The 22,603-nt window shown below is 69.2% G+C and carries 20 protein-coding genes; 8 read left to right on the top strand and 12 right to left on the bottom strand.

Features of this window, described 5'->3' with window-relative positions; translation table 11 throughout:
- Nucleotides 1-5: 5 nt before the first annotated feature.
- The 4 genes from ACFP3H_RS05570 to cysD are packed head-to-tail and all read right to left on the bottom strand — an operon-like array spanning nt 6 to nt 4,712.
- Complete coding sequence (locus tag ACFP3H_RS05570) at nt 6-785, bottom strand: SDR family oxidoreductase (RefSeq protein ID WP_378600527.1); 780 nt, start codon at nt 783-785, stop codon at nt 6-8.
- The gene (locus ACFP3H_RS05565) at nt 782-1,972 is read right to left on the bottom strand and encodes a hypothetical protein (RefSeq protein WP_378600525.1); all 1,191 of its coding nucleotides are present in this window, start codon (nt 1,970-1,972) and stop codon (nt 782-784) included. Before ACFP3H_RS05565 ends, ACFP3H_RS05570 begins: the two co-directional genes overlap by 4 nt.
- Nucleotides 1,969-3,807: an adenylyl-sulfate kinase gene (gene cysC / locus ACFP3H_RS05560; protein ID WP_378600522.1), complete on the bottom strand. Its 1,839-nt coding sequence runs from the start codon at nt 3,805-3,807 to the stop codon at nt 1,969-1,971. The genes ACFP3H_RS05565 and cysC overlap by 4 nt, the downstream gene beginning before the upstream one ends.
- Entirely contained in the window at nt 3,807-4,712 is a 906-nt protein-coding gene (gene cysD / locus ACFP3H_RS05555; RefSeq protein WP_378600519.1) for a sulfate adenylyltransferase subunit CysD, read from the bottom strand. Before cysD ends, cysC begins: the two co-directional genes overlap by 1 nt.
- 85 nt (nt 4,713-4,797) lie before the next feature.
- Between cysD and ACFP3H_RS05550 the strand changes: the two genes are divergently transcribed.
- The gene (locus tag ACFP3H_RS05550) at nt 4,798-5,706 is read left to right on the top strand and encodes an IclR family transcriptional regulator (RefSeq protein ID WP_378600516.1); all 909 of its coding nucleotides are present in this window, start codon (nt 4,798-4,800) and stop codon (nt 5,704-5,706) included.
- A gap of 295 nt (nt 5,707-6,001) precedes the next feature.
- On the opposite strand, the gene ACFP3H_RS05545 is transcribed toward ACFP3H_RS05550, so the two are convergent.
- Nucleotides 6,002-6,394 (bottom strand): hypothetical protein, encoded by a 393-nt coding sequence (locus ACFP3H_RS05545; RefSeq protein WP_378600513.1) that lies wholly within the window; start codon nt 6,392-6,394, stop codon nt 6,002-6,004.
- 144 nt (nt 6,395-6,538) lie between these two features.
- Between ACFP3H_RS05545 and ACFP3H_RS05540 the strand changes: the two genes are divergently transcribed.
- Genes ACFP3H_RS05540 through ACFP3H_RS05530 form a run of 3 tightly spaced genes read left to right on the top strand, consistent with a single transcriptional unit; the run spans nt 6,539 to nt 10,141 of the window.
- The gene (locus ACFP3H_RS05540) at nt 6,539-7,651 is read left to right on the top strand and encodes a polyprenyl synthetase family protein (RefSeq protein ID WP_378600510.1); all 1,113 of its coding nucleotides are present in this window, start codon (nt 6,539-6,541) and stop codon (nt 7,649-7,651) included.
- 16 nt (nt 7,652-7,667) lie between these two features.
- A complete protein-coding gene (crtI, locus tag ACFP3H_RS05535; RefSeq protein ID WP_378600507.1) occupies nt 7,668-9,185 on the top strand; it encodes a phytoene desaturase family protein in 1,518 nt (505 codons plus the stop codon).
- A complete protein-coding gene (locus ACFP3H_RS05530; protein ID WP_378600504.1) occupies nt 9,182-10,141 on the top strand; it encodes a phytoene/squalene synthase family protein in 960 nt (319 codons plus the stop codon). The genes crtI and ACFP3H_RS05530 overlap by 4 nt, the downstream gene beginning before the upstream one ends.
- Here the strand turns inward: ACFP3H_RS05530 and ACFP3H_RS05525 are convergent.
- Nucleotides 10,138-12,000 (bottom strand): glycoside hydrolase family 15 protein, encoded by a 1,863-nt coding sequence (locus ACFP3H_RS05525; protein ID WP_378600501.1) that lies wholly within the window; start codon nt 11,998-12,000, stop codon nt 10,138-10,140. The genes ACFP3H_RS05530 and ACFP3H_RS05525 overlap by 4 nt on opposite strands.
- A gap of 173 nt (nt 12,001-12,173) precedes the next feature.
- On the opposite strand from ACFP3H_RS05525, the gene fdxA reads away from it, so the two are divergent.
- Nucleotides 12,174-12,509 (top strand): ferredoxin, encoded by a 336-nt coding sequence (gene fdxA / locus ACFP3H_RS05520; RefSeq protein WP_378600499.1) that lies wholly within the window; start codon nt 12,174-12,176, stop codon nt 12,507-12,509.
- A 61-nt stretch (nt 12,510-12,570) separates the two neighbouring features.
- Here the strand turns inward: fdxA and ACFP3H_RS05515 are convergent, their stop codons facing one another.
- The 3 genes from ACFP3H_RS05515 to ACFP3H_RS05505 all read right to left on the bottom strand — a co-directional run bounded on the left by ACFP3H_RS05515 (nt 12,571) and on the right by ACFP3H_RS05505 (nt 14,350).
- Nucleotides 12,571-12,918: a hypothetical protein gene (locus ACFP3H_RS05515; RefSeq protein WP_378600496.1), complete on the bottom strand. Its 348-nt coding sequence runs from the start codon at nt 12,916-12,918 to the stop codon at nt 12,571-12,573.
- A 12-nt stretch (nt 12,919-12,930) separates the two neighbouring features.
- On the bottom strand, nt 12,931-13,890 hold the full coding sequence (locus ACFP3H_RS05510; RefSeq protein ID WP_378600494.1) for a YihY/virulence factor BrkB family protein: 960 nt from the start codon (nt 13,888-13,890) through the stop codon (nt 12,931-12,933).
- A gap of 172 nt (nt 13,891-14,062) precedes the next feature.
- On the bottom strand, nt 14,063-14,350 hold the full coding sequence (locus ACFP3H_RS05505; RefSeq protein WP_378600491.1) for a three-helix bundle dimerization domain-containing protein: 288 nt from the start codon (nt 14,348-14,350) through the stop codon (nt 14,063-14,065).
- A gap of 641 nt (nt 14,351-14,991) precedes the next feature.
- On the opposite strand from ACFP3H_RS05505, the gene ACFP3H_RS05500 reads away from it, so the two are divergent.
- The 3 genes from ACFP3H_RS05500 (at nt 14,992) to ACFP3H_RS05490 (ending at nt 17,557) form a co-directional block, all read left to right on the top strand.
- Nucleotides 14,992-15,702: a hypothetical protein gene (locus ACFP3H_RS05500; protein WP_378600489.1), complete on the top strand. Its 711-nt coding sequence runs from the start codon at nt 14,992-14,994 to the stop codon at nt 15,700-15,702.
- A 173-nt stretch (nt 15,703-15,875) separates the two neighbouring features.
- Nucleotides 15,876-16,274, top strand: coding sequence for a hypothetical protein (locus tag ACFP3H_RS05495; RefSeq protein ID WP_378600486.1), 399 nt, complete (start codon nt 15,876-15,878; stop codon nt 16,272-16,274).
- Nucleotides 16,275-16,372: 98 nt separating this feature from the next.
- Nucleotides 16,373-17,557, top strand: coding sequence for a hypothetical protein (locus ACFP3H_RS05490; RefSeq protein ID WP_378600484.1), 1,185 nt, complete (start codon nt 16,373-16,375; stop codon nt 17,555-17,557).
- A gap of 33 nt (nt 17,558-17,590) precedes the next feature.
- Here the strand turns inward: ACFP3H_RS05490 and ACFP3H_RS05485 are convergent, their stop codons facing one another.
- The 3 genes from ACFP3H_RS05485 to ACFP3H_RS05475 form a co-directional block, all read right to left on the bottom strand.
- Entirely contained in the window at nt 17,591-18,667 is a 1,077-nt protein-coding gene (locus ACFP3H_RS05485; RefSeq protein WP_378600481.1) for an alkaline phosphatase family protein, read from the bottom strand.
- 93 nt (nt 18,668-18,760) lie between these two features.
- Entirely contained in the window at nt 18,761-20,680 is a 1,920-nt protein-coding gene (locus ACFP3H_RS05480) for a serine/threonine-protein kinase (RefSeq protein ID WP_378600479.1), read from the bottom strand.
- Nucleotides 20,677-22,530, bottom strand: a complete 1,854-nt coding sequence (locus tag ACFP3H_RS05475; RefSeq protein ID WP_378600476.1) for a serine/threonine-protein kinase — start codon at nt 22,528-22,530, stop codon at nt 20,677-20,679. The genes ACFP3H_RS05480 and ACFP3H_RS05475 overlap by 4 nt, the downstream gene beginning before the upstream one ends.
- Nucleotides 22,531-22,603: the final 73 nt, after the last annotated feature.

The following is a 22,603-nucleotide window of genomic DNA, read 5'->3' as shown; positions in this document are numbered from 1 at the left end:
CTGGCTCAGTTGTGGTATTCGCCGCAGTTGACATCGAGGGTCTGACCGGTGATCGCGCTCGCCCACGGCGACGCGAGAAACACTGCCGCCCTGGCGATCTCGTCGGGCTCGGGCAGTCGCTTCAGATCGGATTTCGCGGCGGTCTGCTCGTAGACCTGCGCCACGGTGATCCCGTACTTCTCGGCGATCTGCCCGAAATACCACTTCAACTGATCGGTCCAGATATAGCCGGGCAGCACACTGTTGACCCGCACCCCCTTGCCGCCGAGTTCGGTGGCCAGGGTCTGCGACATGGCCAGCAGCGCGGCCTTGGTGAGTTTGTAACTGCCGTACCGCGGTTCGGAATGGCGAACGACCATCGAATTGATCATCACCACAGCACCTTTCGACTCCGCGAGCGCCGGCGTGAAAGCCTGCGTCATCCGCAACCCACCCAGCACCGTCATATCGAAACTCGTGCGCATGTGGTCGAAGTCGGTGCGGTCGAGCGGTTTCATCGACGGCACCGCGAACGCGTTGTTCACCAGCGCGTCGACCCGCCCGAACGTCTCGACCGTGCGCGCCGCGAGCTGGGCCACCGCGGTCTGGTCGGTGATATCGGTGGGCACGCACAATGTCGTCCCGCCCGCGTCCTCGATCTCGGCCGCCACCTCGAGCAACCGCGACCCGGTGCGCGCCGCGAGCACCACCGTCGCCCCCGCCGCCGCGGCTTCGAGGCAGATCGACCGCCCCAACCCCGGCCCGACCCCGGAGATCACCACGACCTTGTCCTCCAACAGCCTCATCCCAGCATCCTTTCGGCGAAAGCCCGCTGCCGGGCACTGATCCGTGCCCGCCACCCGGTGGCATCGATCCGGTTGTCCTCGAAATACGGAAGGTGGTGCGCCACAGCGTCGATCGACACCACCGCCACGGTGGGCCCGTCGGCCTCGGTCATCGGCCGATCGGTGCGCTGCCACCGGAATTGCAGAATCCCCCGCGACCGACCCGTGGTCTCGATCCAGTTCGCGATGCCCGGATTCCGCGCGCTCACCACCATCCGGATCATGCCGTCCGAATCCACCTGCGCCTGAGCGTGATTGAGGCTCGTCTGGTGGTGGACGTAGTCGAGGGAGATGTACCAGAGGCTGCCCAGCTGAAAACCCTGATACGGCGCATCCGATTTCGGCACGGTGATCACCAACGCCTGATCCTCGGCGAGCTCGAAATGCCCGACCGAGGAATACTGGGTGCTCAACCCGCCGGGGGTGAGTCGCGGCGCGGTGAGGGTGTTGACCGGCAGATCCAGATAGAACCACTTCGGGAAGTTGAACCACGTGTGCACGCGCGTGAGCAGCATCTTCGCGGCTGCCCGGTAGCGTTTGCGCAGGCGCGCCAGGTCCGGTTCGACCGGCGCGGTGCCCACCGAGTCGACGCGTTCGATCCGAATCGAGCCCTTGCGATCGGACCAGTCGCCGTAGACCTCCCGCACCGCCAGCATCGACGCACCGTCCCCGAGCGGGAAATAGTCCGCCCCCATGTCGGGTTTCGCCGGTCCGAAACGAATCGAGAAACTGCCGTCGGCGGCGATCGGAATGCGCCGGTCGTCGAACGCGTCAGCCCCGCCGGGCACGTCGGTCGCGGTGTAATCGCCCTTGAGCACTTGGAAACTCAGGTCGACCGTGGTGCCGCGCACCCCGCTCACCACATACTCGGCGGTCGGCTCGATCGTGGCGTGATAGTAGAGCGTGTCCGGATTGTCCAAGCCCATTTTCGCGTACGGTCCCGTCGAGGACACGAAGTACGGGTGCGAGGTGCCGTGCGCGCCCGAAAGGCGAAGGCACGCGGCAGTACTCGCCGCGAGATAGTCGTACCCTTCGGCCAGGTCCTGGTCGGTGCGCACGAAATCCGCGCCGGCGATGAGTGATTCGGCCTCGGCCACAGCGGCGAGAAACGGCGCCGTCAACGGCTCCGGCCCAGCGGGTTGTCTCACAGGATCCCTAGCTCTCGAAGGATGTGGGCGGCCACCTCGGCGGGCGAGCCCAGTTCGGGGGTAATGACCAGCTCGGCCCGCTCGGGCCGCTCATAGGGCGAGTCGATCCCGGTGAAACCGGGCAGCTGCCCGGCCCGCGCCCTGGCGTAGAGCCCCTTGGCGTCGCGGCGCTCGCATTCGGCCAGCGGGGTGTCGACGAAGACCTCGTGGAACGGAAGATCACGGTGGGTGGCGCGCGCGGCCGCGCGCTGGGCGGCGAACGGGCTGATCACCGACACGATCGCCACCGCCCCCGAATCGGCGAACAGCGCGGCGACCTCGGCGACCCGGCGCACGTTCTCGTCCCGATCGGCGGGGGAGAAGCCCAGGCCCGCGTTGAGCCCGTGCCGCAGATTGTCGCCGTCGAGCAGGTAGGCGGGGCGCCCCGCCGCGACCAACTGCCGCTCCAACTCGACCGCCACCGTCGACTTCCCCGACCCCGACAGCCCCGTCAACCAGACCGTGCGACCCGCGTGCCCGCGCTCGGTGCGCGAGACCGCCGACCGATGCCACACCACCGCGTTCGCCACGGTCGGGCGCCCACGATCGGACTCCCGGCCTGTCACCATCCCGGCCGCCACCGTCTGATCGGTCACCGGATCGATCAGGATGAAACTGCCCGTGCGCCGATTCTCCCGGTACGGATCCGACAGCAGCGGCTGCCGACTGCGCAGACGAATCCGCGCGATGTCGTTGAGCCCCAAGGACCGCACGTCCGTGACCCGGTGCAGGGTGTTCACATCCAGCCGGTAGTCGATGGCGCTGACCTGCGCGGGCGAGGTCTGCGCGGCGGTGCGCACCAGATACTGTGCCCCCTCGCGCAAGTGGCTCGTCTCGGCGAACCAGCACACCATCGCGTCCACCTCGGTGCCGATCTGCGGCCGGTTGCCGGGGCGGGCGAGCAGGTCACCGCGACCCACATCGAGGTCGTCGTCGAGGGTCAGCGAGATCGCCATGCCGGTGAACGCCTCGTCGACCTTCGTGCCGCCGGGACCCCAGATCTGACTCACCCGGGCGGACCGACCGGCGGGCAGCACCACCACCTCGTCCCCGGGTTTGAAGATCCCGCCCGCCACGGTCCCCGCGTAACCGCGGTGGTCGTGCGCGCGGATCACGTACTGGATCGGCAGCCGGGCGTCGATGAGATTGCGGTCCGAGGCGATGTGCACGTCCTCGAGATGGCGCAGCAGCGGCGGCCCCGGATACCAGTCCAGGTGCGGCGAACTCTCGACGACATTGTCGCCCAGCAGCGCCGACACCGGCACGAAGCTCAGATCCCCGACGGTCAATTTCGCGGCGAAACCGGCGAATTCGGCGCGGATCTGCTCGAACCGCTCCTGCGACCAGTCGACCAGATCCATCTTGTTCACGCACACCACCAGGTGCGGCACGCCCAGCAGCGTCGCCAGGAACGCGTGCCTGCGGGTCTGTTCGGACACCCCGGTGCGCGCGTCGACGAGGATCAGCGCGAGGTCCGCCGTGGACGCGCCGGTCACCATATTGCGCGTGTACTGCACGTGCCCGGGGGTGTCGGCGATGACGAACTTGCGGCGCGGGGTCGTCACATACCGGTAGGCGACGTCGATGGTGATGCCCTGCTCGCGTTCGGCCCGCAGGCCGTCGGTCACCAGCGCGAGATCGGCCGCGGCACCGCCCCGTTCGGTGCTGACCCGCTCGATGGCCGCGAGCTGATCGTCGAACAGGGACTTGGAGTCGTAGAGCAGCCGGCCGATGAGGGTCGACTTGCCGTCGTCGACGCTGCCCGCGGTCGCCAGCCGTAACAGGTTGCGGCGCATCAGAAATAGCCCTCTCGCTTGCGATCTTCCATGCCGGTCTCGGAGATCCGGTCGTCGGCGCGGGTGGCGCCGCGCTCGGTGAACCTGGTCGCGGCGGTCTCGGCGATCACCGCCGTCGCGGTGTCGGCGGTACTCGCGACGCAACCGGTGCAGGTGGCGTCGCCGACCGTGCGGAAGCGGACGGTGGCCTCGAAGACGGGTTCGTCCGGCGCGGCGGTGACGAATCGGGTTGCCGGAAGCAGCATTCCGTCCCGCTCGAGCACCCGACGGTGGTGCGCGTAGTACAGCGACGGCAGTTCGACCGACTCGCGGTCGATGTACTCCCAGACATCGAGTTCGGTCCAGTTCGACAGCGGGAACACCCGGATGTGCTCGCCCGGCTGATGACGCCCGTTGTAGAGGTTCCACACCTCGGGACGCTGTGCGCGCGGATCCCACTCGCCGAAACCGTTGCAGAAACTGAACACTCGCTCCTTGGCGCGCGCCTTCTCCTCGTCGCGGCGCGCCCCGCCGAACGCCGCGTCGAAGCGGTGCTCGCCGATCGCCCGCAGCAAGGTGGTGGTCTGCAACGGATTACGGGTGCCGCCGGGGCGCTCCACGGACCGGCCCGCGTCGATGTCGTCCTGCACGCGCGCCACCACCAGTCGCGCGCCGGTCCGTTCGACCGTGCGGTCGCGGAACTCGATCACCTCGTCGAAATTGTGGCCGGTGTCCACGTGCAGCAGCGGAAACGGCAGCGGCGCGGGCCAGAACGCGCGGCGCGCCAGGTGCAGCAGCACGGCGGAATCCTTGCCGCCGGAGAACAACAGGGCGGGTCGGGCGAGCGTGGCCGCGACCTCGCGGAAGATGTGCACCGACTCGGCCTCCAACGCCGCCAGGTGCGATAACTCGTAATCGGCCTGCACTGTGCACCCACTTCGGTCCCGCGTCCCGGCGGAAAACTCGCCGCCGAGTTGCACTGTCGAATATTCGACGCTATCGTTCGATATTGTGACACCGACCATAGGCTCGGCCGAGCGCGCCGGTCAAGAGGCAGATTCCGCGCAGGAGTCCGGCGCGCCCTCACCGCCCACCCTGCGGGTGGTGAAGGTGCTGGAATTGCTCTCCCGGCATGCCGGCGAACGGCTCTCGCTGGCGCGCATCGTGCGCGAGGCGGGCTTGTCGCGCGCCACCGCGCACGCTGTGCTGGCCCAGCTCACCGCCGAGGGCTGGGCGGTGCGCGACGCGGAGGGCAACTACGGCATCGGCCTACGCCTACTGACGGTGGCCCGCCGAGCCGAAGCGGCGTTTCCCCTGCGCCACCTCGCGAGTGCGCACCTGCGCGCACTCTCCGACGAGGTCGGCGTTCCGGTCTTCCTCGCCGAACGCGCGGGCGAGAACATCGTGGTCACCGAGGTGATCGGCCACCCGTCGGCGAGCTGGATCCGCCCCGGCCGACGCCTGCCGCTCGCCCCACCGGTCTGCCGCGAATTCATCGCCTGGGCACCGGATTCCGCGCGCGCGGCCTGGCTCGCGACCGCCGACCCGGCCCACCGCGATCGCCTCACCCGCGTCCTCGCCGAGATCCGCACGCGCGGCTACTCCGTCGAACGTCTCGTCGACGACTCCACCCCCATGCTGGAAGTCCTGGCGGGCCTGCGTGATTCCCCCATCACCGCCGCCCTGCGCGCCCAACTCGGCTCCGTCATCACCGAATTGATCACCATCGACTATCTTCCCGACGAACTGGGCCCCGACAACGCGGTCGTCACCCTCGCCGCCCCCGTCCGCGACCACCACGGCACCGTCATCGCCGCCGTCGTCGCCTGCCCCGACAACCACCTGTCTGCCCACGCACTCGCCGCCCTCGGCGCGAAAACCGTCGCGACCGCGGACCGCATCACCGCCGCATCGCACTGACCCCGAAGCGAACAGGCTCGCCCGCAGTCCTGGAAGGGCGGTCCATTCCACGGGCGAGTCCGTACGCGGTGTTCACCACCGGCCCCCTCCATGAGGCGGCACCCACCACCATAGGAACTGAAACACGTTCGCGGACACCACCGGCCCGCACGTTGCGAGTGTTCACAGGAACTTCGACACCGCTTTGGTCCGCGTCGAAGGGTCGCGCGCTGTCGGGCCGCGTGCGGTAGCTCGCGCGCCGATGCGAACGTGGCGTCGGCTCTTCGTGACCAGCTCGTCGCCGACGGTCAGCGTTTCAGGGTGTGTCCAGGACTGTCGCGGGGACTCCGTAGGGGAGGAAGCGGACGCGGCGGCGGGTGTCGGTGTTGTCGCGGTGGGCGCGTAGGGCCTCGAGTTCGTTCGGGAAGACCTGGTCGACGGTGGCCTGGCCGGTGTCGTCGACGGTGTAGATCGCCCAGACGCCGTTGCCGGTCTCGCCGGTGGTTTCGCCTTCGGGGGTGGGTGGGCGTTTCGGTTGGGGTTGGACGAACTGGCCGAGCAGGGAGGTGACCGCGCCGAAGCCGCCCTGGTCGATGCGGTCGAGGGAGATGCCCGCCTTGCGGAGCATGTCGAGAAGTTCGGCTCCCGTCCCCCGGAGCGCGCGTTCGAAATCTTCTGGGTCGACGCCGAAAGGCCCGTTGTCTGCCATCGAATGTCCTCCTCGGACGAATGGGTGCTGACCCCAGTCTCCTCGCGAACCGGCGGCGCCGCCATGACCTCTTCGCGCGCACCACCCGCCCACAAACGATGCACAAACGATGCAATTTCGGCCGAACGGTGTCACAATCGACGGGTGGATGCAGAACGAACGGCCGTCGCGGTCCGGCCCGTCGAGGAATTACCCGGTGCGGACGGCTTCGCGCAGTGGCTCGCCCGCACGCAGGACTCGGTGCGCGAGCACGTCGACGCGTTCGTTCGCGCCCGCTGCGCGGCGGAACTGGACCCGGCCGGCTTCGCGCTGCCCGGCCGCCTGATGGTCGAGTTCGCCGCGGGCGGCAAGTGCGTTCGGTCGGTGTTCGTCTACCTCGGCTGGTTGGCCGGTGGCGGCGGCGAATCCGAACCCGCGCTGCGCGCCGCGGCCGGCGCCGAACTGCTGCATGCCTTCGCCCTCGTCCAAGACGATGTGATGGACCAGTCCCCGGTCCGCCGCGGACAGCCATCCGCCCACTTGCGCCTCACAAACTGGCACCGTGACCAGGGCTTATCGGGCTCATCCACCAGATTCGGCGAATCCGCGGCGATCCTGCTCGCCGACCTCTACCTGGTCTGGGCCGAACGCATGCTGCGCGAGAGCGGCCTGCCCGCGCCCGCCCTGGATCGCGTGTGGCCACGCTACGACGCGATGCGCAGCGAACTGGCGGTAGGCCAGCTCGCGGACCTGACCAACGACGCGAACCGGCAGCCCACCGTGGGCACGGTCCTCGACATCGCCCGCCGCAAATCCGGCAACTACACCGTGCGCCGCCCCCTCGAACTGGGCGCGGCCATGGCCGGCTGCGACGAGCACGTGCTGCGCGTGCTGGGCGACTACGGCGACGTGATCGGTGAAGCGTTCCAGCTGCGCGACGACCTGCTCGGCATCTTCGGCGACCCCGCGGCGACCGGGAAACCCGCGGGCGACGACATCCGGGAACGCAAGGCCACCACCGTGCTCGCCCTCGCCGACCAACTCGCCACACCGCCCGACCGCGCCCGCCTCCGAGAACTCTGGCGCGCGGACTCCATCGACGAGCACGGCGTAGCGCTGGCCCAGTCCGTGATCACCGACAGCGGCGCGCGCCGCCGAGCCGAGCAGATGATCGACGACCGCGTCGAACACGCCCGCCGCCTCGTCGCCGACCTCGAACCCTCGGTCGGCGACGCCCTGTACCGCATGGCGCTGCTCTGCACCCAGCGCGCCCACTGACTCTGAAAGGTAGGAAATGCGAACGATTTCGGGAAGAACCGACGAGGTGGTCGTCGTCGGCGCCGGTCTGGCCGGTCTGGCCGCGGCCCTGCACCTGGCCGGACGCGGTCGCAGCGTCACGGTGGTGGAACGCGACACCGTCCCCGGCGGTCGCGCCGGACGCCGCGACATCGACGGCTACCAGCTCGACACCGGTCCGTCGGTGCTCACCATGCCCGACATCGTCGCCGACACTCTCGCCGCGGTCGGCGACAGCCTCGAGTCCCGACTGGACCTGCTGCCGGTCACGCCCGCCTATCGCGCGCACTTCGCCGACGGCAGCGCGCTCGACATCCACAGCGACGCCGCGGCCATGGAGGAATCGGTGCGGGCCTTCGCCGGTGCGAAGGAGGTCGACGGATACCGCCGACTGCGCACCTGGTTGAGCGAGCTCTACCAGGTCGAATTCGATCGATTCATCGCCTCGAACACCGATTCCCCGCTGTCGCTGCTCACCCCGGCGTTCGCCCGCCTGATCGCGCTCGGCGGTTTCCGCAGCCTCGACCGGGCGGTCGGCTCGTTCCTCGACGACGAGCGGCTGCGCCGGGTCTTCACCTTCCAATCGCTCTACGCGGGCGTCTCGCCCCAGCGCGCGCTGGCGCTGTACGCGGTGATCTCCTACATGGACACCGTGGGCGGGGTCTACTTCCCGCGCGGCGGCATGCGCGCGCTCCCGGACGCCCTGGCCGCCGCGGCCGTCGACGCCGGGGTGAACTTCCGCTACGGCGAAACCGTCGACGAGCTGGAACGCAACGGTTCGCGAGTCACCGCGGTGCACACCGATCGAGGCGACCGAATCCGTTGTGACGCAGTGGTTCTGGCGACCGAACTGCCCACCGCCTACGAGCTGCTCGACCGCGCCCCGCGCCGCCCGATCAGCTGGCGCCCCGCACCGTCCGCGGTCGTCGTGCACCTCGGTCTGCGGCACTCGGTGCCGACCGCGCACCACAACCTCGTCTTCGGCGACGCGTGGGAGCGGACCTTCGACGAACTGATCGGCGCGGGCACCCTGATGACGGATCCGTCGCTGCTGGTGACCCGCCCCAGCGCCACCGACCCCGCCCTGGCCCCGCCCGGCGACGACGTGTTCACCGTGCTGGCCCCCGTGCCCAACCTCGAGCGCGGTGGTGCGCTGGATTGGGATCGCCGCGCCGAGTCCTACGCCGAGGAGCTCACCGCGATCGTCGAGGACCGCCTGGTGCCCGGCTTCGTCCGCGACGCCCGCGTCGTGCACATCGACACTCCCGCCGACTGGCAACGCCAGGGCCTGCTGGCCGGAACCCCGTTCTCGCTCGCGCACACCTTCGCCCAAACCGGCCCGTTCCGTCCCGCGAACCTGCCGCGCGGGGTGTCCAACGCGGTGCTGGCGGGCTGCGGCACCGTCCCCGGCGTCGGCGTCCCCACGGCGCTGCTGTCGGGCCGACTCGCCGCCGACCGCGTCACCGGCACGGTGTCGACTACCCGGACTTCGACCCTGGCCGGTGGCGGCCGATGACGATCCGCACCGAACTCGACGCCGCGGGCATCCACGATCCCGCCCTGCGCGCGGCCTACCAGCGCTGCCGGGAACTCAACGCCCGCCACGGCCGCACGTTCTACCTCGCCACCCGACTGCTCGCCCCCGCCCAGCGCCCCGCGATCCACGCCCTCTACGGTTTCGCCCGCTGGGCCGACGACATCGTCGACGAACCCCGCGCCGACGACCCCGTCGCCACCCCCGCGACCCGACTCGACGCGCTCACCGAGACCCTGCGCGAAGCCCTGACCGGTGCCCCGGCTGCGGACCCGATCTTCGCCGCGCTCGCCGACACCGCCACCCGCTACGAGATCGACCACGTCCTGTTCGACGAATTCCTCGACTCGATGCGCATGGATCTGACCGTCACCGACTACCCCGACCGCGCCGCCCTCGACCGCTACGTGCACGGTTCGGCCGACGTGATCGGCCTCCAGGTCCTGCCCGTGCTCGGCACCGTCGGCGAGCGCGCCGACGCCGCCCCGTACGCGGCGGCATTGGGAAAAGCCTTCCAGCTCACCAACTTCCTGCGCGACATCGCCGAGGACCTCGACCGCGGCCGGGTATACCTGCCCGCCGACGAGCTGGCCGCCTTCGACGTGGACCGCGCCAGATTGCAGTGGTGCCACGCGCATCGGCGCACCGACACCAAGGTCCGCGCCGCGCTCGCCGCCCAACACGCGATCGCCCGACACTGGTATCGCTACGCCCACAACGGAATCGAGCGACTGCACCCCATCTCGCGACCCTGTGTGTCCACCGCCGCGGTGCTGTATTCCGAGATCCTCGACCGCATCGAACACAGCGACTTCGCCGTGTTCACCGCCCGCGCCACCGTCGGCAACGCGCGCCGCACCCGGGTGGCGGGCTCGGCGCTGGCGCGGGCACTGTGGGCCCGGCGCGGTCACCTCACGCCGGTCCCGACCCGCACCTAATCGATGCGCGAAGGATGCACCGAGGGCGTCGGCGGCGCGGCCTCGACCCGGTCGAGTTCCTCGTCGAGCGACAGGGCGGCGGCGATCAGGGCCAGGTGGGTGAAGGCCTGCGGGAAGTTGCCCAACTGCTCACCGGAGGCGCCGATCTCCTCGGCGAACAGCCCCACATGGTTGGCGTAGGTCAGCATCTTGTCGAAGGCGTAGCGGGCCTGCTGCACGCGACCGGTCCGCGCCAGCGCCTCGACATAGAGAAAACTGCACAGATTGAACGTGCCCTCGGTGCCTTCCAACCCGTCGGGGGAGACCTCCGGGTCGTAGCGATAGACCAGGCTGTCGCTGACCAGTTCCCGGTCCATCGCGTCGAGCGTGCTCAACCACATCGGATCGGTCGGTGACAGGAAACCCATCCGGGGCATCAGCAGCAGCGAGGCGTCCAGGACATCGGACCCGTAGTGCTGGACGAAGGACTGGCGTTTCTCGCTCCAGCCCCGGTCCACGATCTGCTGGAAGACCGCGTCGCGTTCGGTGGTCCAGCGGGCGATGTCGGCGGGCCGGGCGTGCTCGTTCGCCAGTCGGATACTGCGATCGAAGGCCACCCAGGTCATCAGCCTGCTGTAGGTGAAATCCTTCTGCCCGCCGCGGGTTTCCCAGATGCCCTCGTCGGGACGATCCCAGTGGTCGGCCAGCCAGTCGACCAGGCCGCTGAAGGTCCGCCAACCGGTGATGGCGGCCTTGTTCGAACCCTGCGACAGCGCGTCGGCGGCCTCGCCGTAGATATCGAGCTGGATCTGATCGGCGGCCCCGTTGCCCAGCCGCACCGGCGCCGAACCCTGATATCCCTCCAGGTGGGGCAGGATCTCCTCGGTCAGGTGCGGGTCACCGTCGACCCGGTACATGATCTGCAAGGGTTCGCCCGAACCGGTGTCGCCCGCCTCGACCCGCGCGCGCAACCAGCGACGGAAGTCGAACGCCTCCTCGGTGAAACCCAGATCCGACAGCGCCCGCACCGACAGCGACGCGTCCCGGATCCAGGTGTAGCGGTAGTCCCAATTGCGTTCGCCGCCAATCTGTTCGGGCAGACCCATGGTGGCGGCGGCGATCGGCGCGCCCGTCGGGGCGTAGGTGAGCAACTTGAGGGTGATCGCCGAGCGGTTGACCATATTGCGCCAGCGCCCACGGTAGGTCGACGCGCGCAACCAGTTCTGCCAGAAGCGCCGACACCGGTCGAACTCCCCGAAGACCGACGCCCAGTCCGGCGCCGCGGAGACCTCCGCGCCCGGGGGAGCGGTGGTCAGCACGATCGCGGCCCGCTCACCGGCCGAGAGCGTGAACCGGGCGGTGACGTCGGTGCCGTCGGCATCGAGGGTGATCGGGGCGGTGGCCTGCAGGTGCAGATCGGCCACCGGCGAGGCGAACACGGCGGTCCGCTCGTCGGGCAGCTCGAGGGTGTGGGTGGCGCGCGCGTAATCGAACCGGGGCCGGCAGGCGATCGCGAAGGACAGCTTCCCGCGCACCACCCGCACGACCCGCACCAACCGGTGGCGTGCGGCGGGCTCGGTGCCCAGGATCGGTTCCATTAAATCGGCCACCTCGCCCACCCCGTCGGGCCCGGAGAACCGGGTCAACAGGATGGCCGTATCGGGCAGATACAGCTGCCGCACCGTGATCGCACCCACCGCCGGTTCGACCACGATCGAGCATTCCCCGCCCTTCTCGCTGTCGAGCAGCGAGGCGAACACGCTCGGCGAGTCGAACCGCGGCGCACACCACCAGTCGATCGTGCCCGCACTCGACACCAGCGCCGCGGTCTGCAGATCACCGACGATCCCGTGCTCGCCGATCGGCGGGTACGCGTTCACGAGTGCTCCTCCCGTCGGACCACCCGCCCCGGGCAGCCACCGGGATCAAGCACACCAGCGAAGCATGCCCACGGACTCACCCGGAACGGGTGAATCGGCAAGCGCGCGAGGGTGGCTACGGGCATGCTGTTCACAGCACCGACTCTCGCGAGTCCGACGAAGGGGGAACCGAAATGGCCAATGTCGTGGGTGAAGCCTGTATCGATGTCCTGGACCGGGCATGCATGAACGAATGCCCGGTCGACTGCATCTACATCGGCGACCGCATGGCCTACATCCATCCCACGGAGTGCATCGACTGCGGCGGGTGCGAACTGGCCTGCCCCGCCGAGGCGATCTACTACGAGGACGACGTCCCCGCCGAGCAGCAGCGATTCGTCGTCGAGAACGCCCGCTTCTTCAGCGAGCCGCTGCCGGGACGCACGGAACCACTGGGTCTACCGGGCGGGGCGACGGCCCTGGGTCCGGTGGGCGTCGACCCGGACTTCGTGCGGGAGTACCGCCGCTGAGTCAGGTGTCGCGCGAATTCGGCGGTGTCGAGGTGGTGGGTCGGCTACGGCGGCCCGACCCTCACCGCCGTCGTCGCACCAGTCGGTAGACCAGGGCCGCGGCCGAGATCGCGGCGGCGACAACCGGCATGAGGCGAATCGCCTGCTTGCCGTGGTCGGCTACCGGCTCGGGGACCGAGGACTCGATCTTGTCGGCCGCCTGTCGGGTCTGTTCCTCGGTGGCGGCTCGCACCTGGTCCGCCGTGTCGCGCACCTGGTCACCGGCCGCCAGTAGCCCGTACTTCGCGTCGGTGACCTTGTCCTCGTAGTCCTTGGCGACGTGGGGTTCGTCGGTCAGGTCGGCGACGATCTCCTCGAATTCCTGCCGGTCACGGCTCGATTCTTCGGGGCCGTCGGGTGTGTCGGTCATGGCATTTCCTCCTCATTCGGGTGCGTCTCGCGGGGGGAGCACGGGTTCGTGGTCGGGGGATTGGCCGTGTTCGATGCGGCGGGCGCGCGCCAGTTCGGCGTCGAATTCGGCGCCGAGCAGGACCGCGACATTGCTGAGCCACAGCCACACCAGGAAGGCGACGGCGCCGGCCAGCGAGCCGTACACCTTGTTGTAGGAACCGAAATCGGCCGCGTAGACGGTGAATCCGACCGAGGCGAGGATCCACAACACCACCGCGAGCACGCTGCCGGGCGACAACCACCGGAACCCCGGCTGTCGCGCGTTGGGCGCGGCCCAATACAGCAGAGCGATCCCGAGACTGACGAGCACGGCCAGCACCGGCCACTTGACGACATCCCAGATCAGCACCCCGACCGAGCCGACGCCGAGCCACCCACCCGCCGCCTCGGCGAATCTGCCGGTGAACAGCACCCCGACCACACACAGCGCGATCAGCACGACCATGACCGCGGTCAGCCCGACCCGCAGCGGCAGCGTCTTCCAGACCGGGCGACCCTCTTCGGTGTCATAGATCGTGTTGGCGGCCCGGATGAAGGCCCCGATATAGCCGGACGCCGTCCACAGCGCCGTCAGCACACCGACGACCGCCAGCGGACCGGCCAGTGCGCGCGAACCCTGCAGCTCCCGGATGGCGTCGATGAGCAGGTCGGTGCCGGGGCCGGGGCCCAGTTGCTCGATGGTCAGGATGAGCGAGTCGGTCGCCGAGGCGTCGAGCAGGCCGAGTATCGCGGTGAGCACGATGATGCCGGGGAACAGCGACAGCACGCTGTAATAGGTGAGCGCGGCGGCCCAATCGGTCACCCCGTCCTCGAGGAACTCGTCCACGGTTCGACGCAGCACGCCCCACCACGACCGCCCTGTCAGCGTCGACGGCCCATCCTGCCAGTCCTGTGGTGCCGACTCCCGTTCGGCTACCTTCTCGGCCGTCATCCACCTCTCCTCCTGCTCGACGGCCGACTACCCGGTATCGGAAGCACCAAACGGGTGCCGCACCCGCTCCGGGGCGATGGCAGGCGGGAATGTCGGTCGGTGTGCAGGATGAAAAATGTTCTGGGACTGGGGTTCTTGCCGTCCAGCTACGGCTCGGGTATGCCGGACTACTTCACGCCGTAGAGGTCAGCGACGGAGCGGGTCGGTGCTCGACGGCGTCGACCGGCGCGACGATGGGCTGGGGGGCAGGTTCGACCAGCGCGGGGTGCGGGGCGGTGGCGAGAGCTCGCGTTGCGCGGCGTTCGACCAGGAGCGGGATGAAGTCGCGCACCCGGGCGTCATCGAACGTGCCGTAGGCGAGGTAGACCGCGTCCTCGACATCCTCGAAAGGGATGCTGGGATATCGCTGGGCGAGGCGCTGGACAACTGCTTCGATCTGCTGCGCTTCGTCGGTGGCCATAATTCATGGTGCTGGCCGGTTGCTGGAAGATCAATGAGCGTGTGACCTTTGTTGTTCGATGGTGGCATACCGAGACCGTCGTGACATTAATCCGTGCTGACCCGTGGCCCGAAGAACTCCGTTCGGGCGGCGTCGATGCGCGCCTGCGCTTGGGCGGCGCTCTGGAAACTGACCGCGGCCGATCCACCACCGGCGAGTCCGAGGGCGAGAAGGCCGCCGATCACCGAGACGAGGTCCGGTTCGGGGAGGGTGCCCAGGTCGCTGGTCGGTCGGACGTCGTGGGTCGGGGCTGCCGCGCTGTCGCCAGGGGAGGAAGGGGCTGCTCCGTCGGAGGCTGGTGGACCGGGGGCTTCCGCGGGGTCGCCGGGAGACGATTCCGCGGGTGGGGTGGAGTCGTCGCCGGGGGTGTCGCGGCCCGGTGCGCCGCCCGATCCGTCGCTGGGTTCGGGGGTGTCGGGTTGGGCAGGCGCTGGCTCGGGTGGTGCGGATGGTGCGGGCGGTTCGCCAGGGGTCGGGGCTTCGGGGGCCGGAGCTGGTGCTGGAATGTGAGGTGCCGGGGGTTCGGGAGCGGGGGCCTCGGGCTCGGGTGCCGGGGCGGGTGCGGGGCCGGGGTTCGGATTGCCGGGGTTCGGATTGTTGCCTTGGTTTCCGCCACCGTTCCCTTGGTTGCCATTTCCGTTGCCGGGGTTTTGGTTTCCGTTGTTTCCTTGGTTGCCGCCGCCGTTGCCTTGGTTGCCGTTACCGTTGCCGGGGTTTTGGTTTCCGTTGTTTCCTTGGTTTCCGCCGCCGTTGCCTTGGTTGCCATTTCCGTTGCCGGGGTTTTGGTTTCCGTTGTTCCCCTGGTTGCCGCCACCATTCCCCTGGTTGCCGTTACCGTTGCCGCCACCATTCCCCTGGTTGCCGTTACCGTTGCCGCCACCATTGCCATGGTTGCCGTTACCGTTACCGTTGCCGCCACCATTGCCATGGTTACCGTTGCCGTTGCCGTTGCCGCCACCATTGCCATGGTTGCCGTTACCGTTACCGTTGCCGCCACCATTGCCATGGTTGCCGTTACCGTTACCGTTGCCGCCACCGTTACCCGAGTTCCCGTTGCCGGAGTTCCCGTTGTTTCCTCCATTACCGTGGTTTCCCGGACCCGCCACGAACCCGGCAGCGGCGCTGTCACTAGGAACACCGGTGGAGCGAACCCCACCCACCACGGCGATCTCGTCGCCGGGCGCGCTCGGCTGCGCCCCCGCGAACCCGCTGTAACCGAGGATCCCGAAGACGCCCGCGGCCCCCACCATCACCGCTGTTCGCCTCATCCGATCGGCTCTCACGCGCCCAAAATCCCGTCCTCGATAGCCTGACCCACACCAGTGCGGTCGGATCCGGCCTCCCGGACGTTACGCGAGCACCGGTCCCGCGCGCCCGTTTCCCACCCGACGGCAGCGGCCGATCGCGCTACCGTCCGTCAAACCGCCCCGCGGACTTCGGCGTGCCGACAACCGATACCGCATCCGGCAGACAAAGATCGCACAGCATGACGACATTCGAGATCGACATCGAGGAACGTCGGAGTGATCCCCATGTTTTCGAGGTACTCGGACGGGTTGTCGGCGTGCTGTGCGACGTTCCCGGCCCGCTCGCGAACGCACTCGCATTCCGTCTGTGGCCGCTGCTTTCGGGCAACGGATTCGCCCTGTCCTGGCACGGCGCGACCCCGACCGCCGACAATGTCGTCAGCTTCCTCCTCGATACCGCCTCGAACGACCGGCCTTTCGGCGCCGTCGAACTCGTCGAGCGCACCGAATTCATCACCGTCACGATCGGGGGCGTGCAATTCCAACTCCGCCCGGAACCCATGCTCGATGCCGACGATTTCGCCGTGCTCACCGAATACTGGCGAACGGGAACGGTGTCGAGCGGGTCAGCCGGGTAGGTCGTCGACGCCACGCTCGGCTCGCCACCCACGGAGGTATCGGATCCGACCCCTTGGGTGGGCAGAGCTGATCGTGGCGACCTGTCACGATCGAGGTCATGAATGAGACGCGTAGCCGTTCCGTGCCCGCCGACGTCCGGTCGGTCTTCCTCGCGGCCCTGGCCGATGTCTCGGTGCACGGATCGGCCCTCGCGGACCCCTTGCTCACCGGTCGCGTCCACCACCCCCGCACTCCCGACGCGCCGAGCCGTGAACTCTTCAGCGTTCGCGCCGATCACGACGAGAACGGCTGGCTGCTCGACTTCTACCGGGATGGCAACGACGACCACGACTTCACCCGCTGGCACGGCCGCATCCGCGCCGACGGCACCCGAACCGCCCTGGAGAACTTCGAAGGCGACTTCGGTCGACGCGTCTTCGACGACCCACTCGCGACCGCCCGCGAACGACACCGCGTCCGCGTCCACAACGCGCGGGTCGCGGAAACATTGCGCACCAAGGGATTACAACCACCCCTGCGCGACGAGCACGGTCTCCGCCACGCCATCCTGGACGACCCCGACGCCGAAGGCCCGCGCCGCGACCTCGCCGGCTACCTGCGGCGACGAGCCCACCCCCAGGGCGAGTTCATCGACCTACAACTCGACCTCGCCGCCACCGCGGCATCGGGCCACCACGACGGCCCGCTGATCCGACGCGAACGAGAACTCCTCCGCGCGCACGGCGCCGAATGGGCCGCCCCGATCGCCGACCTCGTCGACGACTACCGATTCCACCGCGGCGCGGTCGGCGAGATCACCCTGCCGCTCGACCGCTTCCTCGCCGAAGGCGCCCACCTCCGCCGCCTGGCCCCGATCCAACACGTCAACCTCACCGGCACGGCCGACCGGCTCGCCGAACTGCTCGTCTCCCCACACCTGGCCGGCCTCGTCTCCCTCGAACTGGTCGGCCTCGGCCTCACCGACGACCACGCCACCCAGCTCGCCACCGCCCCCGGACTCGACCACCTGCACTGGCTCGGCCTGTCCCACAACAGAATCGGCGAACCCGGCGTCCGCGCACTCGCAGCCTCCCCCCACCTACACGCCCTCCCCGTCCTCGACCTCACCCGCAACCCCTGCGACCCCGTCCCACGCCCCGGCGGCAACGACCTCGACGGCCGAGTAACCGCGATCGACCGCACCCCCCTGACCGACGAACTGTTCCACCATCACGGCCCCCACTGGCTGGCGAACCCCGAAAACCCCGACACCTGGCCACTCCCTCGCGACTCCTACCGCTGAGCTGTCAAAAGTAGTGGCCCACAAGACGTGATCTCACCGCTCGGACGAACCGCCCGCCGACCCGGTTCCCAAGACGCACAGTGGATTCGCCACCATCGCCGCCTGTGCCGAACCGGCGGAGGAACCGGTGAGTCCGGCGTCGACCGGGGGAGTGTTGGGGACCGGTGCCGAGGGGTTGCCCGAGCCGCCCGACAGCATCGATTCGCCGTCGAGGTTCGTCGGGGGCGAGATGTCGAGGAGGTCAAGCACGGTGGGGGTGATGTCGGCGAGGGTGTATCCGTTGTGCTGGGTTCCCGCCGCGAAACCCGGGCCGCGGGCGATGACGAAACTGGCTGTCTCGTAAGGACTCTGGCCGCCGTGGCCGCCCTCGGGCTGGTGGCCGTGGTCGGTGGTGACCAGGATCGTCCAGCGCTCGTCGGGGTGCGCGGCTGCGCGGGCGTCGACGGCGGCGGTGATCTTGCCGACCAGGCCGTCCACGCGGCTGATGGCGTCGCGGTAGGCCTGCGGCCAGATTCCGCGCAGGGTGTGTCCGACGATATCCACCTGGTCGAGGTGGGTGAAGAGCAGGTCGGTGCCCTCGGCGACGGCCGAGACGACCTGCGCGGTGGCGGCGGTGTCGGCGGTGGATTCGCACAGGCCCGCGCCGGTGGGGTCGATCTGGGTGACGGTCACCCGGTCGGCCCGGGGATTGCCCGTGCGCGCGATCATGCCGATCGTGTCCCAGGTTCCGATGGCGGCCGTCGACAATGCCGGACGCTCGCGCTCCACCTGCGTGAATACCGTCGGAAACTGCGCGAAAGGTGCTGCGTTGCAGGTGGATCCGTTGTCCTGGATCCCGTGCTTGGTGTCCCACACCCCGGTCAACGCCGTCGCCCACGACACGCACGACATGGTGGTGTGCGGCGCGATGGAGGTGCGGGCGAGCGTGCCCTGGGCGGCCAGCCGGTCGAGGTTGGGCGCGTCGGCCGCGGACACCTCACTCCACAGCGTGCCGTCGATACCGATGACCACGACCTTGTGCACGACCGGAGCCGCCGGAGCGGGCGCCGCCGTGACGAAGGGGACGGCGGCCATGGCTGCGGCCGCGACGATGCGGTGAGTACGAGACATGCGGGGCACCGTAGTTGCCGCGCGCCGACACCACCCACCGAATTGGACAATTGACCGACACTGTCTCGCTCAGTGGGAACCCGCGCAGCGCGGCTACCCGCGCCCCGCGAGCACGACCACCACCCCGCGCTCCGAGTCGGCCACATACACCGTCCGGGTGCGTGGATCCACGGCGATGCCCTGCGGTATGCCGCCGATATCGACGGTCGCGACCACCGTGTTGAACACGGTGTCGATCATCGAGACCGTGCGATCGTCACGGTTGGCGACGTAGACCGTGTTCGACGCGGGATCGAGGGTCAGCAGTGCCGAGTCACGACCGACCTTCACGGTGGACAGCACTGTGCCGGAACGTATGTCGACCGCGTGCACGCTGCCGGCGTCGCGGTTGGCGACGTAGGCGATGTGGCGGGCGGCGTCGAGGACGATGCCGTGCGGGCGGGGACCGGTGGGGATGCGGCCGGTCACCGACATCGTCGCGGTGTCGAGCATGACGATGTCGTTCGTGCACGTCACGAGCGCGATCCCGAGTTCGGTGTCGACCGCCAGCCCGAACGGGAAGCTTCGCCCGCAGTCGAAGGTCGTCGATGTTCGGACCTCGTCGGTCGCGGTGTCGACGGCGAAGAGCGTGTCGGCGCTGCCGTGGGTTGTCGAGTACACGGTCCTCGCCGCCGGGTCGACGACCGCTGTCAAGGCGATGACGTCGAGTTCGATGGTCGCGCGCAGGGTTCGGGTTCCGGTGTCGATGACCGACAGCGTGCCGCTGCGCGCGTTCGCGACATAGACCGACTTCGCCGCGGTGTCGACCGCGAGCGCGATCGGTCCCGCTTCGACATTCGTCGTCGTCAGCAGGACCCGCTCGGTCGTGTCGAGCACGGCTACCGAGCCGTCGGTTCCGTTCGACACGTACGCGTAGCCGTCGGGGTCGATCGCGACGGCGTTCGTGCCCGCCCCGGTCGCGATGGTGGCCAGGATCGAGCCGGGCGGATCCGGCGGCGCGGTCGCCTCCGTGGACGACTGCGGGTCCTGTGGCGTCTCGCCGTCCATGGCGGCGACGCCGATCGCCGCCACCGCGAGCACTGCCACCGACACCGCGCCGAGGGCCGCCCGGCGCGTGTTCCGGCGCGGACCGGTCGCGACCTGCGGTGTCGTCGCGGCCAGTCGCGGCGCGGCCACCTCGGTGACGGCCAGACGCGCGGGCATGTCCAACGCGGCCCGCGCGGCGGCGGCCAGCGCACCGGCGCTCTCGTGACGATCGCCCGGCCGCTTCGCCATTCCTCGGGCGATGACCTCGTCGAGGGCGGCGGGCACCGCCGGATTCACGGCCCCGGCTCGGGGCGGGTCGTGGAACATGTGCGCGACCAATTGCTGCGCGGGCTCCGGGTTCACGAAAGGTTTACTGCCGGTGAGGCATTCGTACAGCACGCAGGCCAGCGAATAGACGTCGACCTGCGCGGAGAGCTCGCCCTCGAAGCGCTCGGGAGCCATATAGGCCCAGGTGCCGACGGCCGCGCCCTGCTCGGTCAGGGTCGGCTGATCCTGGCGCCACGCGATACCGAAATCGATCAGATACACGAAGCCGGTCGCGTGCGTGACGATGTTGGACGGCTTCACATCGCGATGAACGAGACCGATCGCGTGGGCGGCGTCGAGCGCGGCCGCGGTCTGTTCGACGACGCTGATCGCCTCGGCCGGTGTCATCGGCCCGGATCGCCGCAGCACGGTGCCGACGTCGTCACCGACGATCAACGCCATGTCGATGAAGAGTCGGCCCTCGATCTCACCGAAGTCGTGGATGGGAACCACATGCGGTTCCTGCAAACTGGCCGTTGCCTGCGCTTCCCGCAGGAACCGCGTCCGGTACTCGTCATCGCGCGCGAAGTCCGCGGGCAGCACTTTGACGGCCACCCGGCGCCGGGTCTGGGTGTCGAACGCCGACCACACCTGCCCCATGCCGCCCTCCCCGAGCAGATGCTCGAGGGTGTAGCGGCCGAACGAAACCCGGTGTGTCATCGCGGATTCGCCGAGATCAGCGTCACGGTGTCGTCGTCCTCATTGGTGACCAGGACCTCGTGGGTGGACGCGTCGACCGCGATCCCGGGCCCCGAGGTCGAGGTGCCGACCGGCACGGAGGCGACGCGGGTGTTGTCGAACGCGTCGATGACGGTCACCGTGGTGTACTGGGCGACATAGACCAGGCCGCGCGCCGCGTCGACCGCCACCGCCTGCGGGGCGTAGCCGACCTTGACGGTGGCGGTGACGGTATTGGTCGTCGTGTCGATCACCGACACCGATTCCGACGAGTAGTTGACCACGTAGACAACACCTTTCGACTCGTCGACGGCGATCGCGATCGGTTCGGCGCCGACCGGGATCGTCGCGGTGATCGCGTCCGTGCGGGTATCGATCACCGACACCGTGCGGTGCGATTGATTGGTCACATACAGGGTGTTGCCGGAGGGATAGGCCGCGATTCCGACCGGGGACCGGATGCCGTGGATGGTGCCCGACAGGGTGTTCGTGGTGGAGTCGATCACGCCGACGGTGTCGTCGCCGAGGTCGGTGACGTAGGCCCGCCGCGCCACCGGATCCGCCGCGACGCCGACCGAATAGCCGCCGGTGGCAACGGTTCCGAGCACGGTGTCGGTGCGGGTGTCCACGATGTGGACGCCGCCGTCGATGTCGCCGACGAACACCTTTCCGGCCGCGGCGTCGACCGTCACGTCGCGTGGACGCCCGCTCAGCGGGATCGTTCGCGCGAGTGTCCGACGGGCGTCGAGGACGGCGAGCGAATCGCTGCCGACGATGTAGGTCGAACCGGTCACCGAGTCGACGGCGATCCCGCGCGGTGCGCTGTTCACCGGGATCGTCGCTGTCGCAGCGAATTTCGCGGCCGGCTTCGGCACGGTGGTCTCGGGCTGCGATCGGGTCGGCGCGGCGTCCGGGTGGGTGGATCCTTCGGCGGGCCGCAGGGTGTGCGCTGTCGCCAGGCCCGCCACGAGAACGAGCACGGCGGCGCCGACGAGCAACCCGGTGCGAACGGCTCGCGGGCGGGTCGCGTCCTGCGCGGCGCGGGCCAACGCGCCCGCACTGTGCGGGCGTCCGCTCGGGTCCTTCGCCATGCCGTCGGCGATCACCGCGTCGAGTGCGCGGGGGACCGTGCGAACGACCTGCCGTGCGCGCGGGGGCGGCGCCGTCAACTGGGCGTGCATCTGCCGCGCGGGGTCGGCGTCGCCGAAAGGTCTTCGGGCGGTGAGGCATTCGTAGAGCACACAGGCGAGCGAGTACACGTCCGACAGTCGGGACACGGTGCCGGAGAACCGTTCCGGCGCCATATAGGCCCAGGTCCCCACCGTCGCGCCGGTCGCGGTCAGGCTGGTCTGATCCTCGCGCCACGCGATGCCGAAATCGATCAGACGCGCGACTCCGTCGGCATCGATCATGATGTTGGACGGCTTGACGTCGCGATGCACCAACCCGGCGTCGTGGACCGCGTCGAGAGCGTCCGCGATCTGGGCGACGATCCCGACAGCCTGGGCAACCGGCAAGGGACCCTGCGTCAACCGGGTCGCCAGATCCGTCCCATCGATCGGATCCATGGCGATGTAGAGCCGTCCCTCGATCGCGCCGTGGGCGAGGATGGCGACCACATGGGGATGGTGAACGCTCGCGGCCGCCGTCGCTTCGCGGTCGAACCTGGTGCGGTACACGGGATCTCGTGACAGCGTCGCGGGCAGCACCTTCAGCGCGACCGCGCGGTCGTTGGCTGTGTCGAACGCGAGCCAGACCTCACCCATGGCGCCCGCGCCGAGGCGGCGATCGAGCCGATAGTCCCCGAAGCGATCGGTGAGGGGTCCGGACAACGAAGAACCCTCCACTCAGCGCGCTGACCTCGGCCGGAGCGTAGCACGGTGGGCGCAATCCGGCAGTGCGGCA

The organism is Nocardia lasii, from assembly GCF_042658545.1.
Lineage (GTDB): Bacteria > Actinomycetota > Actinomycetes > Mycobacteriales > Mycobacteriaceae > Nocardia > Nocardia lasii.
Note: the sequence above shows the minus strand (reverse complement) of the source record. Positions and strands in the feature narration are given on the sequence as shown.

What these genes read in the sequence shown, in the direction of transcription:
- ACFP3H_RS05505 (WP_378600491.1), bottom strand. Translation starts at nt 14,350, where the DNA reads ATGGCCACCGACGAAGCGCAGCAGATCGAAGCAGTTGTCCAGCGCCTC.
- ACFP3H_RS05570 (WP_378600527.1), bottom strand. Translation starts at nt 785, where the DNA reads ATGAGGCTGTTGGAGGACAAGGTCGTGGTGATCTCCGGGGTCGGGCCG.
- ACFP3H_RS05480 (WP_378600479.1), bottom strand. Translation starts at nt 20,680, where the DNA reads ATGACACACCGGGTTTCGTTCGGCCGCTACACCCTCGAGCATCTGCTC.
- crtI (WP_378600507.1), top strand. Translation starts at nt 7,668, where the DNA reads ATGCGAACGATTTCGGGAAGAACCGACGAGGTGGTCGTCGTCGGCGCC.
- ACFP3H_RS05485 (WP_378600481.1), bottom strand. Translation starts at nt 18,667, where the DNA reads ATGTCTCGTACTCACCGCATCGTCGCGGCCGCAGCCATGGCCGCCGTC.
- ACFP3H_RS05530 (WP_378600504.1), top strand. Translation starts at nt 9,182, where the DNA reads ATGACGATCCGCACCGAACTCGACGCCGCGGGCATCCACGATCCCGCC.
- ACFP3H_RS05545 (WP_378600513.1), bottom strand. Translation starts at nt 6,394, where the DNA reads ATGGCAGACAACGGGCCTTTCGGCGTCGACCCAGAAGATTTCGAACGC.
- fdxA (WP_378600499.1), top strand. Translation starts at nt 12,174, where the DNA reads ATGGCCAATGTCGTGGGTGAAGCCTGTATCGATGTCCTGGACCGGGCA.
- ACFP3H_RS05495 (WP_378600486.1), top strand. Translation starts at nt 15,876, where the DNA reads ATGACGACATTCGAGATCGACATCGAGGAACGTCGGAGTGATCCCCAT.
- ACFP3H_RS05490 (WP_378600484.1), top strand. Translation starts at nt 16,373, where the DNA reads ATGAATGAGACGCGTAGCCGTTCCGTGCCCGCCGACGTCCGGTCGGTC.
- cysC (WP_378600522.1), bottom strand. Translation starts at nt 3,807, where the DNA reads ATGCGCCGCAACCTGTTACGGCTGGCGACCGCGGGCAGCGTCGACGAC.
- ACFP3H_RS05515 (WP_378600496.1), bottom strand. Translation starts at nt 12,918, where the DNA reads ATGACCGACACACCCGACGGCCCCGAAGAATCGAGCCGTGACCGGCAG.
- ACFP3H_RS05510 (WP_378600494.1), bottom strand. Translation starts at nt 13,890, where the DNA reads ATGACGGCCGAGAAGGTAGCCGAACGGGAGTCGGCACCACAGGACTGG.